15 protein-coding genes and 1 tRNA gene are annotated in these 14,594 nt (G+C 45.9%); 9 read left to right on the forward strand and 7 right to left on the reverse strand.

Annotated elements, in window-relative coordinates:
* Position 1 precedes the first annotated feature (1 nt).
* On the forward strand, positions 2-979 hold the full coding sequence (locus BM367_RS10365) for a hypothetical protein (RefSeq protein ID WP_143104010.1): 978 nt from the start codon (positions 2-4) through the stop codon (positions 977-979).
* Between the two features lie 11 nt (positions 980-990).
* Here BM367_RS10365 and BM367_RS10370 read toward each other — a convergent pair whose 3' ends face one another.
* The 4 genes from BM367_RS10370 to BM367_RS10385 all read right to left on the reverse strand — a co-directional run bounded on the left by BM367_RS10370 (position 991) and on the right by BM367_RS10385 (position 3,903).
* On the reverse strand, positions 991-1,716 hold the full coding sequence (locus BM367_RS10370; RefSeq protein ID WP_177224200.1) for an SDR family NAD(P)-dependent oxidoreductase: 726 nt from the start codon (positions 1,714-1,716) through the stop codon (positions 991-993).
* Between the two features lie 17 nt (positions 1,717-1,733).
* Positions 1,734-3,161, reverse strand: a complete 1,428-nt coding sequence (locus BM367_RS10375; RefSeq protein ID WP_092460287.1) for an L-serine ammonia-lyase — start codon at positions 3,159-3,161, stop codon at positions 1,734-1,736.
* Between the two features lie 49 nt (positions 3,162-3,210).
* Positions 3,211-3,723 carry an FKBP-type peptidyl-prolyl cis-trans isomerase gene (locus BM367_RS10380; RefSeq protein ID WP_092460289.1) on the reverse strand — a complete coding sequence of 171 codons (513 nt, stop codon included), beginning with the start codon at positions 3,721-3,723 and terminating at the stop codon, positions 3,211-3,213.
* Between the two features lie 106 nt (positions 3,724-3,829).
* A tRNA-His gene (locus tag BM367_RS10385) sits at positions 3,830-3,903 on the reverse strand.
* A gap of 303 nt (positions 3,904-4,206) precedes the next feature.
* On the opposite strand from BM367_RS10385, the gene BM367_RS10390 reads away from it, so the two are divergent.
* The 4 genes from BM367_RS10390 to rplT are packed head-to-tail and all read left to right on the forward strand — an operon-like array spanning position 4,207 to position 8,091.
* Positions 4,207-6,744: a TonB-dependent receptor gene (locus BM367_RS10390; RefSeq protein WP_177224201.1), complete on the forward strand. Its 2,538-nt coding sequence runs from the start codon at positions 4,207-4,209 to the stop codon at positions 6,742-6,744.
* A 14-nt stretch (positions 6,745-6,758) separates the two neighbouring features.
* Positions 6,759-7,460 (forward strand): DUF4197 domain-containing protein, encoded by a 702-nt coding sequence (locus BM367_RS10395; RefSeq protein ID WP_092460292.1) that lies wholly within the window; start codon positions 6,759-6,761, stop codon positions 7,458-7,460.
* 54 nt (positions 7,461-7,514) lie between these two features.
* On the forward strand, positions 7,515-7,712 hold the full coding sequence (gene rpmI / locus BM367_RS10400) for a 50S ribosomal protein L35 (RefSeq protein ID WP_092460294.1): 198 nt from the start codon (positions 7,515-7,517) through the stop codon (positions 7,710-7,712).
* A gap of 31 nt (positions 7,713-7,743) precedes the next feature.
* Positions 7,744-8,091: a 50S ribosomal protein L20 gene (gene rplT, locus BM367_RS10405; protein ID WP_092460296.1), complete on the forward strand. Its 348-nt coding sequence runs from the start codon at positions 7,744-7,746 to the stop codon at positions 8,089-8,091.
* A gap of 80 nt (positions 8,092-8,171) precedes the next feature.
* Here the strand turns inward: rplT and metK are convergent, their stop codons facing one another.
* Entirely contained in the window at positions 8,172-9,428 is a 1,257-nt protein-coding gene (gene metK / locus BM367_RS10410; RefSeq protein WP_092460298.1) for a methionine adenosyltransferase, read from the reverse strand.
* Between the two features lie 192 nt (positions 9,429-9,620).
* The gene (locus BM367_RS10415; protein WP_092460300.1) at positions 9,621-10,448 is read right to left on the reverse strand and encodes a glycogen/starch synthase; all 828 of its coding nucleotides are present in this window, start codon (positions 10,446-10,448) and stop codon (positions 9,621-9,623) included.
* Positions 10,449-10,554: 106 nt separating this feature from the next.
* On the opposite strand from BM367_RS10415, the gene panC reads away from it, so the two are divergent.
* Positions 10,555-11,400, forward strand: a complete 846-nt coding sequence (gene panC, locus BM367_RS10420) for a pantoate--beta-alanine ligase (protein ID WP_092461022.1) — start codon at positions 10,555-10,557, stop codon at positions 11,398-11,400.
* A gap of 21 nt (positions 11,401-11,421) precedes the next feature.
* Here panC and BM367_RS10425 read toward each other — a convergent pair whose 3' ends face one another.
* Positions 11,422-12,534, reverse strand: coding sequence for a VIT1/CCC1 transporter family protein (locus tag BM367_RS10425; protein ID WP_092460302.1), 1,113 nt, complete (start codon positions 12,532-12,534; stop codon positions 11,422-11,424).
* A gap of 158 nt (positions 12,535-12,692) precedes the next feature.
* Here BM367_RS10425 and panD point away from each other — a divergent pair, with 158 nt between their 5' ends.
* From panD to rfaE2, 3 genes are read left to right on the forward strand one after another with little or no spacing between them, the layout of a single operon-like run.
* Positions 12,693-13,037, forward strand: a complete 345-nt coding sequence (gene panD / locus BM367_RS10430) for an aspartate 1-decarboxylase (protein WP_092460304.1) — start codon at positions 12,693-12,695, stop codon at positions 13,035-13,037.
* A 4-nt stretch (positions 13,038-13,041) separates the two neighbouring features.
* Positions 13,042-14,055, forward strand: coding sequence for a lysylphosphatidylglycerol synthase transmembrane domain-containing protein (locus BM367_RS10435; RefSeq protein ID WP_177224202.1), 1,014 nt, complete (start codon positions 13,042-13,044; stop codon positions 14,053-14,055).
* Positions 14,036-14,539 (forward strand): D-glycero-beta-D-manno-heptose 1-phosphate adenylyltransferase, encoded by a 504-nt coding sequence (gene rfaE2 / locus BM367_RS10440; RefSeq protein ID WP_092460308.1) that lies wholly within the window; start codon positions 14,036-14,038, stop codon positions 14,537-14,539. The genes BM367_RS10435 and rfaE2 overlap by 20 nt, the downstream gene beginning before the upstream one ends.
* The last annotated feature ends 55 nt before the right edge of the window (positions 14,540-14,594 follow it).

Consider the following 14,594-nt stretch of genomic DNA (forward strand, 5'->3'; position numbering starts at 1 on the left):
AGTGGATATTTTCATGTATTTCCGGCAAATGCTGTACGAGCGTGGTAAAGCCATGCTGCCGGGATTTGGGGAGTGGACACTGGAAAATGAGCCTGCAAGCATTCATCCCGAAGAAGGCCTGATATATCCACCCCGCTTGCATGTGCATTTTACCCATAACCCGGCTGTGGATGCAGCTCCATTGGTGCAATTCATAGCTGAATGGCAAAATATCATTCCCGCCGTAGCAGAGTTGCAGATAAAAAAATTTCTTCGCCAGCTGGAAATTCAATTTGAGCAACATCATTTCATAGAAATTCCGCTGGTAGGCAATTTGCGGCAGGATGAGAATGGGGTGTGGATTTTTTCCGAATCACCTTTTCTGCAAGAAGGATTAGAGACTTTACCTCTCAAACCACTCACACGTGCGGGTGTGGGCAGGCAAAAGCCAGAAGCTGAAGTTTCTGCTGCTGCAAATGTTGCGGAAAGTGAACAGCAACCCGTGGCGACTGAATCGCAGGAACCTGCCGGGGCAGCGCCTTATCCGTTTGAAGATCATCATTCCCGGGGCAAAGGTTGGTGGATTGTGCTGGGCGTGTTACTGATTCTGGTTGCTGTGGGATGGACGGCCTGGGATAAAGGCTGGTTCAGTTCGCTTCAAAAAAAAATATGGGGTGACACGACTTCCCTCAGCATACCTGCAGCCTCACAAATGCCTGCATTACCTGACTCGGGCATGGAACATGCTTCCAATGGTGGACAGGTTGATTCAATAAAAACCTATCAGCTTGTTGTCTCTGCTTTTGCTGATTCCCTGGATGCGGCGAATTTTTATCGCCAGCTCTCTTCCCAATGGCCCAATGCTGAATTAATCAGGGATACTTCTTCTTACCAGTATCTCGTGACGCTTTCCATGAGTATTACGGCTGCTGACACGGCAAAATGGGTTGAGCAAATTCAGCGGATTTATGGGGGGCATCCTTATTTTCTGCAACATTGACGATAGATTTCTTACATAACCTTTTCATATAACCAGGAGGGTGCTATGCGCATGGCGAGAGCTACCCATCGCCATCGGGGCGTGATGTAGGCCACGCGTTTGTGCTGACGGATGGCTTTGAAAATCTGAGCAGCGGCTGTTTCCGGGCTGCACACCCAGAATCGCCTGCCTTCCATGGGTTTGGTATCAACAAATCCCGGACGAATATCTGTAATGTAAATGGGCAGACCGGCTTTGTGTGCCTTATGACGCAGGGCCTGCAAATAACTGATCTGGTAGGCTTTTGAGGCAAAATAAGCAGGCGCATGCCGGTCGCCCCGCAGGCCGGCCACCGAAGTGATAACAGCCAGATGTCCTTTTCCCTGCTGCTGAAAGTATTGAAACGCCCAATCTACAACGGCTGTAAAGCCTTTGATGTTGGTTTCAATCATGCCTTCTTCTATCCGATAGTCCAGTTGGGGATTTACCACGCCATAGCCGGCACAGTGTACAAGCACATCCATACCCTTTAACTGTGCAAGGGTATTTTGGAGGACTTCCGGGATGGTGGCTGTTTGGCATACGTCGAGCTGTGCTACTGCATGCGGCACATGCGGATGCTGAGCAGCAAGGGTGTGCATGGGTGCGGTGTGCCGGGCCAGCATGGCCGTAGGGTATCCTTTAGACAAACAAAGCCTGGCAAGGGCATATCCCATTCCGCTGCTTGCTCCAATAATCACTATGTGTGGATGAGGCATGGAACATAGGTATTTGTTCAGCATTCGCTCAGGCCAAGCGGGATATGCGCAGCCAATCCGCCTTCTGCCGTCTCTTTATATTTTGCATTCATATCCAGCGCTGTTTCCCACATGGTTTTCACGACGGTGTCGAGTGAAACCTTGGCCTGATCGGGGTTGCTTTGCAGCGCAAGCTGAGCGGCCGTGATGGCTTTTACAGCTCCCATGGTATTGCGTTCAATACAGGGGATCTGCACCAATCCGGCAACCGGATCGCAGGTCAATCCCAGATGATGTTCCATGGCGATTTCGGCTGCCATCAGGCATTGGCGCTGGGTACCGCCCAGGGCTTCGGTCAACGCAGCTGCGGCCATGGCAGCACTGACGCCTATTTCGGCCTGGCATCCACCCATGGCGGCTGAGATGGTAGCTCCTTTTTTAAAAATCCCCCCGATTACGGAAGCCGTCAACAGGAAACGCTCAATGTCGGTTGGTTGATCGTGCTGGCGGAAGAGAATTGTATAATGCAGGACGGCTGGGATTACGCCGGCAGCACCATTGGTGGGGGCAGTCACAACCCGGCCAAAAGCTGCATTTTCTTCATTCACTGCCAATGCAAAACAACATACCCAGTCCAGCACATCATGAAAGGAAGTAGCATGCTGCCGGATTTTTTCCACCCAATCTTCATATCCACGGTCTGCGTTACCGTGTAACAACCTGCGATTCAGCTCGGCTGCCCTGCGTTTCACATGGAGGATGCCAGGCAGCTCCCCTTCGGTATGACATCCTTTGTATATGCAATCGCGCATCACCTGCCAGATCCGGATTAATCCCTGACGTACGTCCTGTTCCTGCCGGATGGCCAATTCATTTTCCATCACCAGATCGGAAATAGATAAACCAGTAGTCTGACACCAATAGAGCAGATCGGCAGCTGTATCAATGGGGAAGGGAATATCGGCGGTGGTGGTTTGTACATAGCCGGTTGGCTCTCCTTCTTTTACAATAAATCCGCCTCCTACAGAATAGTACACTTCACGAAATATTTCTCCTGCAGCAGATGTTGCTTCCAGGGCCATGCCATTGGGATGAAAAGGCAGGCTTTCTTGATAATGAAACACAATATCTTGTGTCGGATCAAAATCTATTTCCCGTTTGCCGCCCAGCAGCAGCTTTTTCTGTTGCCTGATTTTTTGCATGTGTTCCTGAATCAGGCTTGTATCGCAGGTGGCGGGCTCTTCTCCCAGGAGTCCCATCATCACAGCCAGATCAGTACCATGACCGCGTCCGGTTTTGGCCAGGGAACCATACAGATGAATTTGAATGCGTCGGGGATTAAAATGATTTTGCTCCAATTGGTTGAGGAAAGAAAGCGCAGCTCGCCAGGGTCCCAGCGTATGTGAACTGGAGGGCCCCACGCCGATTTTAAACATATCAAACACAGAAATAAATTCCCGTAACATAGGCTTAGATTGCACCTAAAGTTACGGGAAATTCCCACGTGTGGTGAGTTTAGTGGGCATGCTTCACATCCAGCAACTGTATGGAATAAATCAGGGGTGTATTGGATGGGATGATGGGAGGCAAACCGTAATATCCATAGCATAATACAGATGGAGCATATATTTCAATACCTCCGCCTTCGGTAATTTTCTGCACGCCTATCTGCCAGGCCGGTATGGTATTTTGCAACACGGTAGTCAGTGTGGTAGTATCGGCTTTGGCAAAGGTAGAGTCGTTTAAAAAGCGTCCCCGGAAGTGTACGGTGATGGTATCCTGCAGCCGTACGGTGTCACCGCTTCCAACAGAATCAATCACATAATACAGATAAGTGGTATCTCCTCCCAGCAGCAAGATTGTATCCCGATTGGCCAGGATACCATGGAAGGCCAGATACGTCTGTAACGCCTGGTCGTCTAACCGGTTTTGCAGCGCCTGATTAAAGTTATTGTCTGAATTTTTCAGGCAGGATGTGGTTAGCAGGGCAATCAAAGCTGCCATCATAATGGCTTTCCGTTTGTGCATAAAGACATCATTTTGGAGTTAATAAATAAATACACTGCTATAAGAGAGTAAAAAACAACTGAAAACGTTGCAAAGAGAGCTGAAAAAATCCGGAGAGGGTCATCTGGGTGATTGAAGGGATTCGAACCCTCGGCCTCCAGAGCCACAATCTGGCGCTCTAACCAGCTGAGCTACAATCACCATTTGTGTGCACAAAGGTATAACAAATTGCTAAATCCCCAACTATTCTCTTTGTTTTGAAACTTGGTTTGTAAACAAATATCACTTTCAATATGATGGATCGGTCATTACTTAAGTGGTGGAGACTATGAAATACATATTGGGCTGTTAAGATGCTGTTAAAATATTTATCAGATATGGAAATAATGCAGGATTTGGTTGAACAATCTCATATATATGTTGAAATTCACATTCCACTCATCACATATTTACAAATCGTTGTGTTTTCATCAGATAACTTTGCAGCGTAAAACATCTGAAGTCATGAAAAATTCGATTGTACAAAAAATCAAAAAACAAATTTTTTATTTTTTGATAAGCATATGTCTTCCGGTATTGGGATTGGCACAAATGCCTGCTGGTGGCAACTCGCAACGCATGGCCATTGGTCAGGTATATGGAAAAGTGCTTGATGCAACCACAGGAAAACCGATTGAGTTTGCAACAGTAACATTACTTAATGCAAAAGATTCATCAGTTGTAAATGGTATGCTTACCAAATCGAATGGTGATTTTAATCTGGATCATCTGCCATTTGGAAGGTATATTTTGAAACTAAATTTCCTCGGTTATCAGACTATTTTTAAAAATGTTGTCATCACACCATCTGATGTCCAGCAGGATCTGGGCAATTTCAAATTATCGCCAGTTGCAAAAGCGCTGGAGGGAGTAAGCATCACGGCGCAACAACCGCAGTATACTATGAATATTGATCGGAAGGTATTCAATGTAGAAAAAAGTTTAACTACGGTTGGTGGAACCGCTACGGATGTACTCCGCCAGGTTCCTTCCGTGAGCGTGGATATTGATGGAAATGTAACCGTGCGCAATGCTACACCTCAGATTTTGGTAGATGGAAAGCCCACGGCTTTAACGCTTGATCAGATACCTGCTGATGCCATTGAGAGTATTGAAGTGATTACCAACCCTTCTGCCAAATATGATGCATCGGGCCAGGGTGGAATCATTAATATTATCCTGAAGAAAAATAAAAAAGCGGGTATCAATGGCATGATACGACTGGGAGCGGGTACACGCGATAAATATAATGCGGGTGCTGATTTATCTGTTCGGCAAAATCCTTTCAACTTCTATTTGAATTACAATTATTTTCAGAATAACGAAATCTATTCGGGTAAGAATACAACTGATATTCTTTCCTCTCCTGATCATAATACATACAGCAATACCCAACAATCGACTGACGGCAAGAATGACCGCGCCTTTCAATTTGGCAGATTCGGATTGGATTATTATCTGGATAACAGAAACACGCTTTCTTTTGAACAAAGCTTTTTTGGAGGGGATTTTACCAATCCAGAAACGTTAACCACTTCCTATTTGAATAATGAGAAAAATCTGCTTGCTTCGAGTATTCGAAATAACCTGGATAAGAGAAGTTTTAGAGGAAGCCGTTCACAGCTGAGTTATACGCATAACTTTATCAAGAAAGATGAAACATTTTCTGCTTTTGTCAATTATCATGTGTTTCACAACAGCGGCTCGGGCGATAATCTCACCAATTTTTATGACTCCACAGGTAGTTTCACGGGTGTTGAAGAACAGCGCAACAATACAAGCGGCAAATCAACCTTCATCGTTTCTCAGGCTGATTATGCCAATCCAATTGGGGAACATGGTAAACTGGAAGCCGGCTTGAAAAGTACAATCCGGGATTTTACCAGTGTATATAACGTGTACGATATCATCAATGATTTTCCAAAATTCAATGATTCGCTTTCCAACGACTATAAATATCTGGAAAGTGTAAGTGCAGCTTATGTTGATTTTTCCAATCAGATCAATAAATTCAGCTATCAGGTTGGATTACGGGCAGAACAATCGCACTATAAGGGAACACTGATCAGCAAAAATGTTTCCTATACGAATGATTATCTTAGTTTATTTCCCAGCATATATCTTTCACAAAAAATTACAGATCACCATGAAATTCAGCTGAATTATTCGCGGCGTATCGACAGGCCTAATTTCTGGCAGTTGATTCCTTATGTTGATTATTCGAATCCTCAGAATCAACGCAAAGGAAATCCTGATCTCAAACCCGAATTTATCAATTCATTCGAGCTGAATTACAATTATCAATACAACAAAGTCAACTTCCTGCTTTCGGCCTATTTCCGGAATTCCAATCATGATATCACTTCTGTGTTCATACCGTTGAATGGGGATACCTTGCTTACCACATTTGCCAATGCCAATTCAACAAACACCTATGGATTGGAATTGACCTTGCAAAACGATATTACACGTTGGTGGAATTTGACTACCAATCTGAATTTCTATAACACAGATATCAAGGCAGGCAATATTCAGGGTGATTTAGCTAAACAGGGGTATTTGGTTACATCTGATTTAAACAACAGTGGATTCAGTTGGTTTGCCAAAGTAAACTCCAACATGCAATTGCCAGCCAATTTTGCCATTCAAATTACAGGCAATTATCAGGCGCCTCAGCCCACACCTCAGGGTAAAACACTGGGTAATGGAAGCGTAGATTTTGCCCTTCGCAAGGATTTCCTCAAAAACCGAGCTGCTTCGCTTACGTTGAGTGTATCGGATATTTTCAATACCCGCAAATTTGAAACAAAGTTAACTCGGGGTCAGGTGGTGCAGGACAATATCCGTTATCCGGAATCACAGATTGTACGGTTAAATTTCATGTATCGTTTCGGAAAAATGGATATGCAGTTGTTCAGGAAAAAACAGCAGAACCAGCAGCAGGATAATTCCATACAGGAGGAATTGGGTCCTAATACAGGCGGGGTAGGAGGCCCGAGATAAATGGAATATCTTGAATGTCAGATAAGCGTATGATTTCATTGAAATATAGCTGGACATTTGTGCTCCTGGCCTGGTCATTAACCGGGCGGACGCAGGTAATATCTCAGCAACAGGCAGGTGATGCGCTGAAGGAAGCCCTCTCAGCCGGTGCGCAACAGGCTACAGCCAGGCTGTCGGCATTGAATGGCTATTATGGCAATCCGTTGATTCGCATTTTAATGCCCGATGAAGCAAAGCCTGTTGTAAATACCTTGCAGCGTGTGGGATTGGGATATATGGTGGATTCGGCTGTGCTGGCCATGAACCGGGCTGCTGAACATGCGGCAACAAAAGCTGCACCCATCTTTCTGCATGCCATCAAACAGATGCAACTTCAGGATGCCTTGCAAATCCTGAAAGGTAGCGATACGGCTGCCACTGCCTATCTCCGGAAAACCACCTACACGGATCTGAAACAGGCTTTTCAACCGGTCATCGATTCCAGCCTGCAGCAAACAGGCGCTACCCGCTGGTGGGAAAAGATGTTCACAGCCTATGATAAAATTCCATTCACCCGCAAGATCAATCCTGATCTGTCAGGATATGTGACCGATAAGGCTCTGCAGGGATTGTTCCTAACCATAGGGCAGGAAGAAAAAAATATCCGGGCGCATCCCGAACAACAGGCTTCTGCCCTGATCCGGAATATTTTTGGCGCTGTATCATCCGGGCGATAAAATTTCTTGTTTTCATCAGATTCTGCTACCTTTGCGTTTCAAATTTTTACCGTCATGCCAAAAGTGAAGACGCACTCCAGAGCCAAGAAAACTTTCAAGATCACGGCAACCGGAAAAATCAAAAGATTTCGGGCTTACAAGAGCCATTTGCTCACCAAGAAAACAAAAACCAGAAAACGCCGTCTTCGCCAGGGCACCCTGGTTGATTCCGCCAATTTGAATATGGTGCGTCGCTTATTGTGTTTGAAATAATTGTTTGAGTTAAGTTTAAAGTATTTGATCTATGCCACGTTCGGTTCCAGCAGTAGCCTCCAGAGCCAGAAGGAAAAAGATTCTGAAACAAGCTAAAGGTTTTTACGGCAAACGCAAGAACGTATATACCGTTGCCAAAAATGTACTCGAAAAAGGTTTAACCTATCGATATGTAGGTCGTAAGCTTAAGAAGCGTGATTATCGCAGGTTGTGGATTGTACGCATCAATGCTGCTTTGCGGGAAGAAGGTTTATCATATTCCGTGTTTATGCATAAGCTGGCTGAAAAAAATATTGACCTGAACCGTAAGGTGCTGGCCGATCTGGCCATGCATGAGCCTGCAGCTTTTAAAAAGCTGGTAGAATCCGTAAAGGCTTAATATCATCAAGGCATCAGTCGTTAATTAATAAAAAAGCGATGGCCCAACACCATCGCTTTTTTTACATCTGAATCAAGTACTTATTTCGGCAGTTTGAACGCTTCTTTGATCAGATCCACATAATCGAGTTTTTCCCAGGTAAACAGTTCTACTTCTCTTTCCAGTACACCTCTGTCAGGGCTATAGAATTTTTTCACTACAGTCTGGGGCTTACGGCCCATGTGGCCATAGCTGGCCGTTTCCTGGTATATGGGATTGCGTAGCTTCAGCCGTTGTTCAATAGCATAAGGCCGCATATCAAACAGTTCGATGATGCGGGCTGCTATTTCTTCATCGCTCAAAGGCACTTTGGCTGTACCAAAGGTATTCACGAAAAAGCCACAGGGGCGGGCTACACCAATGGCATAGGAAACCTGTACCAGTACTTCATCGCACAGGCCTGCAGCCACCATATTCTTGGCAATATGCCGGGTTGCATAAGCGCCAGATCGATCAACCTTTGAAGGATCTTTTCCGGAAAAAGCACCTCCGCCGTGTGCACCTTTCCCACCGTAGGTGTCCACAATAATTTTGCGACCGGTAAGACCCGTATCGCCGTGTGGACCGCCAATTACAAATTTTCCAGTGGGATTAATGTGATAGGTGATCTGATCGGTAAACAGTTGTTGTACTTCGGGGGAAAGCTTGCTTTTTACACGAGGAATAAGGATTTCCAATACGTCTTTCCGGATCCGGGCAGCCATGCGTTCATCGGTATCAAACTCATCATGCTGGGTAGATACCACAATGGTATCAATGCGAACGGGTTTACGATTATCATAAGCAATGGTAACCTGCGATTTAGCATCCGGCCGCAGGTATTTCATGACTTCACCTTCCCGCCTGATGGCTGATAACTCCTTCAGCAACAAATGAGCCAGGTAAATAGGCAAGGGCATGTAATCTTCCGTTTCATTAACCGCATAGCCAAACATCAATCCCTGATCACCTGCACCCTGTTCTTCCTTATCCTGCCGCTCCACACCCCGGTTGATATCGGGTGATTGTTCATGTATGGCCGAAAGAATGCCACATGAATTGGCATCAAACATATAGTCACTCTTCGTATAACCAACCTTGCGGATGACCTCTCTTGCGATTTTTTGTACATCCAGATAAACAGATGACTTGACCTCTCCAGCCAACACTACCTGACCGGTAGTAACCAGCGTTTCGCAGGCAACTTTAGCATCGGGGTCAAACGCCAGAAAATGATCAACCAAAGCATCGGAAATCTGATCGGCCAGCTTGTCAGGATGGCCTTCGGATACGGATTCGGAAGTGAACAGATAAGGCATAATGTATGTAGTTAACGTCAAAAATTAAGCGCAGCAAATATACAGATTTAGCTATTGCCTGATGAAGTCCGACATATAAATGACTTAAAATTATCAGGAAAAGGTATGAATACAGCCACATCCAAGCACGCCAGATGGCGCTGCGTCATGAAACAGCATGAGAATCAGAAATGAAGCCCGGTAAAACTAAGTTTATTTTACGCTTTCTACTGCGAGCTCTTCGTAAAGTTGCAGGTATTGTTTCAGTTGTTCTTCATCGCTGCAGAAGGGAAGAATCGGTTTGTCCTGATGTGTCTTCAACTCTTCCATCAATGGTTTGGATAACTTTGATGCGCCAATTGCAAGCGCATCCGCATACGCCATGGCTCCGCGATTCAAAGCCAGATGCGTTCCTTCTTTGTAAAGCGCCAGATCTTTGGATTTGATTTGCTGGCTGATGGCTGCTTTTTTTGCAAATGAAGAATGCAAGCTTCCTTCAAAGGTATCGTTGGTAACCGAATAAATCACTTTGGTGGGTGAGAATACCGGTTCTTTTTTGTAGGCAGTTTTTAAATACAACGGAATCAGAGATGACATCCAGCCGTTCAGGTGAATGATATCAGGCGGCCAGCCAAATTTTTTCACTGTTTCGAGCGCTCCCTTGCAGAAAAATACAGCACGCAGGGCATTGTCTTCAAAGAAATTGCCCTGTTCATCATGGAATACAAATTTTCTTTTGAAGAAATCTTCATTATCCAGAAAATACACCTGCAAACGGGCATTTGGCAGAGACGCAACCTTGATGATTAAAGGGTAATCATCATTATCAATGATGATATTGATACCGGACAGGCGAACCACTTCATGCAACCGATGTCTTCTTTCATTGATCACACCAAAACGTGGCATAATCACCCGTACTTCCATGCCCGCTTCATTGGCTTTTACAGCTAACTGGTGCACGATTTGGGCATATTCAGTAAGCTCCAGGTAGGGAGACATTTCCTCAGCAATGAAAAGAATACGTTTTTTGGCAGACATGGGCTTAAAACATGAGGTTTATGGATGGAAATTGAAAAAGAACAGCTGCGCAAAGTTAAGAAAAATATTTAGATTGCCCGGCTCAGCTTCTGAAATCCGGATTGACATGGAAGTCGTGCATACCCAAACTGAACTACAGGCCATTCTTCAGGCATATCGGCAAAATCAGGATACCATCGGCTTTGTGCCTACCATGGGCGCATTGCATGCCGGGCATCTGGCTTTGGTGAAGGCTTCCCGTGAGCAGGCAAGTCGTACCGTGGTAAGCATATTCGTGAACCCTGTACAGTTTAATGATCCGCAGGATTTTGCTCTTTATCCCAGAACGCTGGATGAAGACCTGCAGTTGCTGGAAGCACATCGGGCGGATGTGGTGTTTGTGCCGGAAGAAAAAGAGATATATCCCGAAGGGACAGCTCATCTGGAAACCTATGATTTGGGACCATTAGAAAGCGTGCTGGAGGGCGCATACAGGCCCGGACATTTTCAAGGCGTGGCAAGGGTGATGCGTCGTTTGCTGGAAATGATTCAGCCTGATGTGTTGGTCATGGGAGAAAAAGATTACCAGCAATGCCTGATCGTGCAAAAGCTGCTGGAGATAATGGGTTTAACGGTGCGGTTTTACATGCATCCTACGGTGCGCGAAGCCGATGGATTGGCCATGAGCAGCCGCAACCGGCGTCTTTCAGCCGCGGATCGCAAAAAGGCTACCTTGATTTATGAAAGCCTGATGTACATCCGCAGCCAGTGGAGGCATACGTCGTTTGACAAACTGCCGGGCATTGTCAGCGAACAGTTGCAGGTAGCCGGTTTTGCCATCGATTATGTGGTCATTGCCCGTTCGGCTGATTTGCAGATGCTGCATGCACCCGAGGATACGGCGATGCGGGCCCTGATAGCAGCAAAGATTGGAGGCGTGAGATTGATTGACAACATGTCAATACATCCATGAGAATTCGGAATAGCAGGCGGTTCAGAATAACCGGATAATCAGATCGCCCAGCAGATAGCCTATGCCGGCTACTCCCATACCTACGACAAACATTTCCATGCCGCTGCGCCAGAGATTGCGGCCGGTGAAAAAGCTCCGGGCGGCTCCTACAGCAAAATGGCTGAACATGGATAGTACAATGGAAAGCCAGATAGCCAGCTTACCCTGCCAAAGCAAAAAGGGGAATACGGGTATGAAAGCTCCCACGGCCGTGGAAAGTCCTGTTACCCAGCCTTCCCTGAATGGCGTAATGCGCTGTTCGCCGATCCCCAGCTCTTCGTGTACTTGCTCTTCCAAAGCCTTTTCCGGATGCTTCATCACTTCATTGGCCAGCGCACGGGCTGCTGCGGCATCCATGCCCTTAGCCTGGTAAATGGCAGCCAGTTCTTCTTTTTCCAGTTCGGGCATGAGTTTGATTTCCTCGGCTTCCATTTCAATTTCATGTGTATATACCTCGCGTTCACTCTGGGCTGCCAGAAAACCCGAGGAGCCCATGGAAAGTGCATCGGCCACCAGACCCGCCAGGCCCGAAATCAGGATAAAATGAGCCGAAGCCTGGGCTCCGATTACACCGGCCACCAGTCCAAAATTGGCCGTGAGGCCATCATTGAAACCATACACGACATTTCTCAGCATGCCACCTGTCCCTGCAGTGCTATGCCAGGGCTCGGCCTGTTCGCCCAATATTTGATTCAATTCACTTGCATGTCCAGCTGAATCCTGTGCAAGGCGGATAGCGATGGAGCGGGTGTTATCATCCGTTGCCTGTCGATATAATTGCAGATAAGTCTTCACTTCATTGCCCTCTTCTTTTAGCATGATATAGCTCAGCCATTCTACGCCAGTCCATTTACTGATAGCGGCCATCAGCCGTGCTTTCAGGGAAGGCTTTATCTTTTTTACCTTTATGCCATGTTCATGCAGCAGATTCAGCCATGCGGCCTGATGCCTGTTTTCAATGTCATGCAGCATCCTGTAACTTTCCTTTTTCCGGGAGGCGGGAGTAGCTTCAGCCAGTTTCTGGTACAAAAAAGCAGCATCCACCTCATCCTGCAGGTATTTCAGCCAGGTGCGATAAACAGATTGCGAGACCATATGGTAGATTTCTGATTGATTCAAATATACGTTTTTCTATTGCTTGCCTGTTTTCAAAACCTTTGTTTTACGGCTCGATAGGGGATCTTAAATGCAGGTTTTGCCTGGCAGCCTGGCTTTCAACTTCTGAGTATGAATTTCTTTACATTTGCAACGCTATGTGGATTGAAGTGCTGAAATCCAAGATTCATCGGGCCGAGGTTACGGAAGCCAATTTGCATTATGCAGGCAGCATCACCATTGATGAGGCGCTCATGGAAGCTGCCGGTATTCTGGAAAACCAGAAAGTACAGGTAGTGAATATCAACAACGGTGAACGGTTGGAGACGTATGTCATTAAAGGTGAGCGCAATTCGGGTGTGATTTGTCTGAACGGCCCTGCTGCCCGCAAGGCTGTGGTGGGCGATCTGGTCATCATTCTTGCCTATGCCTGGATGGATGAAGAAGAAGCCCGTCGCCACCAACCCATCATTGTTATTCCGCGTTCGGGTAATCGACTGTAATCCCATGCCACGCCTGTTGCAAACCATATTTAAGTTTATTTTTTTTCTGGCAATAGGTTTGTTTTTTGTATGGCTTTCCATTAAAGATTTTAATGCCAGCCAACGTGCCGAAATCATTTCCTACATTGCTGCTGCAGATTACTGGCTGATAGTTCCCATTTTCGTTTTGCTGGTGATCAGCAATGTGTTGCGGGCTGCACGCTGGAGGTTGCTGATCCGCCCGCTGCACTATCATCCTCAATTGTTTAATGTATTTGCAGCCGTGATGATCGGTTATCTTACCAATCTGGCTATTCCTCGTGCCGGTGAGATTTCCCGTTGCGGCGTGCTGGCTCGTTATGAAAAAATTCCGGTGGATAAGCTGATTGGTACCATGATTGCCGAACGCGCCGTGGATGTTATCACGCTGGCTGCTTTATTGTTGTTTTCCGTCATCATTCAGCTTGATGTGGTAGGTGATTTTTTCTTTCATCAATTCCTGAGGAGGCAGGGACAGGCGGCAGGCAAGCCTTATCATGTGTGGGTAATCATAACTGCTGTTGCACTGATCATCCTGGGTATCTGGATTATGATCCGGTATTTTAGTCATCTGCGTGTATACAGAAAAATGCGTATCTCTGTAATCCGTATTGGCAGAGGATTTCGTACGGTTTTGCATATGCGTGGTAATGTCTGGTTTTTTATTTATACCTTGCTGATGTGGGCAGTATATTTTGTGATGGTGAAGATTGGTTTTTATTGCCTGGCAGAAACACAGCAGCTGGGAGCAAAAGCAGCCTTGGCGGTGCTTACTTTTGGAAGCGTGGGTATGTTAATGCCCACACAGGGAGGCATTGGTCCCTATCAGATTATCGTGGAAAAAATTTTAACGTTGTTTGGTATGCCGGTGAAAATCAGTGTGGCCATGAGCTGGTTATTATGGATTGCGCAAATGGGTTTGTATCTAATCATCGGTTTTATTATGCTTTTGTTGTTACCTGTTATAAATTCCACCAGACATGACTCAGCCAAAGTTTAACCTGATTCAGTCCCGTATTGCAGATCGCACATCCCTGAGCAGACACGTGCATCGCTGGCGACTGCTGGGCAAAAAGATTGTGTTCACCAATGGTTGTTTTGATCTGCTGCATCGTGGGCATATTCGTTTGCTTTCTCAGGCTGCTGATCTGGGCGATGTGCTAATAGTAGGTATAAATAGTGATGATTCGGTGAAAAAATTAAAAGGCCCGGAAAGGCCATTGGTAGCTGAACAGGACAGAGCCTTGCTGCTCGCGGCTTTATGTTTTGTGGATGCAGTAACCATCTTTGATGAAGAAACACCTTATGAACTCATTCGCATGGTTCAGCCTGATGTATTGGTGAAAGGTGAAGATTATGCCATAGATGAAATTGTAGGTGCAGATATTGTGCAGGCTTACGGAGGTGAGGTGAAAACCATTCCGCTTGAAACCGGATACAGCACTACTGCTTTGCTGCAGCAAATTCGTTCCATTCGGGGTTAATAGGTTTCATTCCTGTTTTTATTACGCATATTACTCATTCAGCATTTGCTGTTGT

Origin of the sequence: Thermoflavifilum thermophilum (genome assembly GCF_900116565.1) — a bacterium.
GTDB classification, from domain to species: domain Bacteria; phylum Bacteroidota; class Bacteroidia; order Chitinophagales; family Chitinophagaceae; genus Thermoflavifilum; species Thermoflavifilum thermophilum.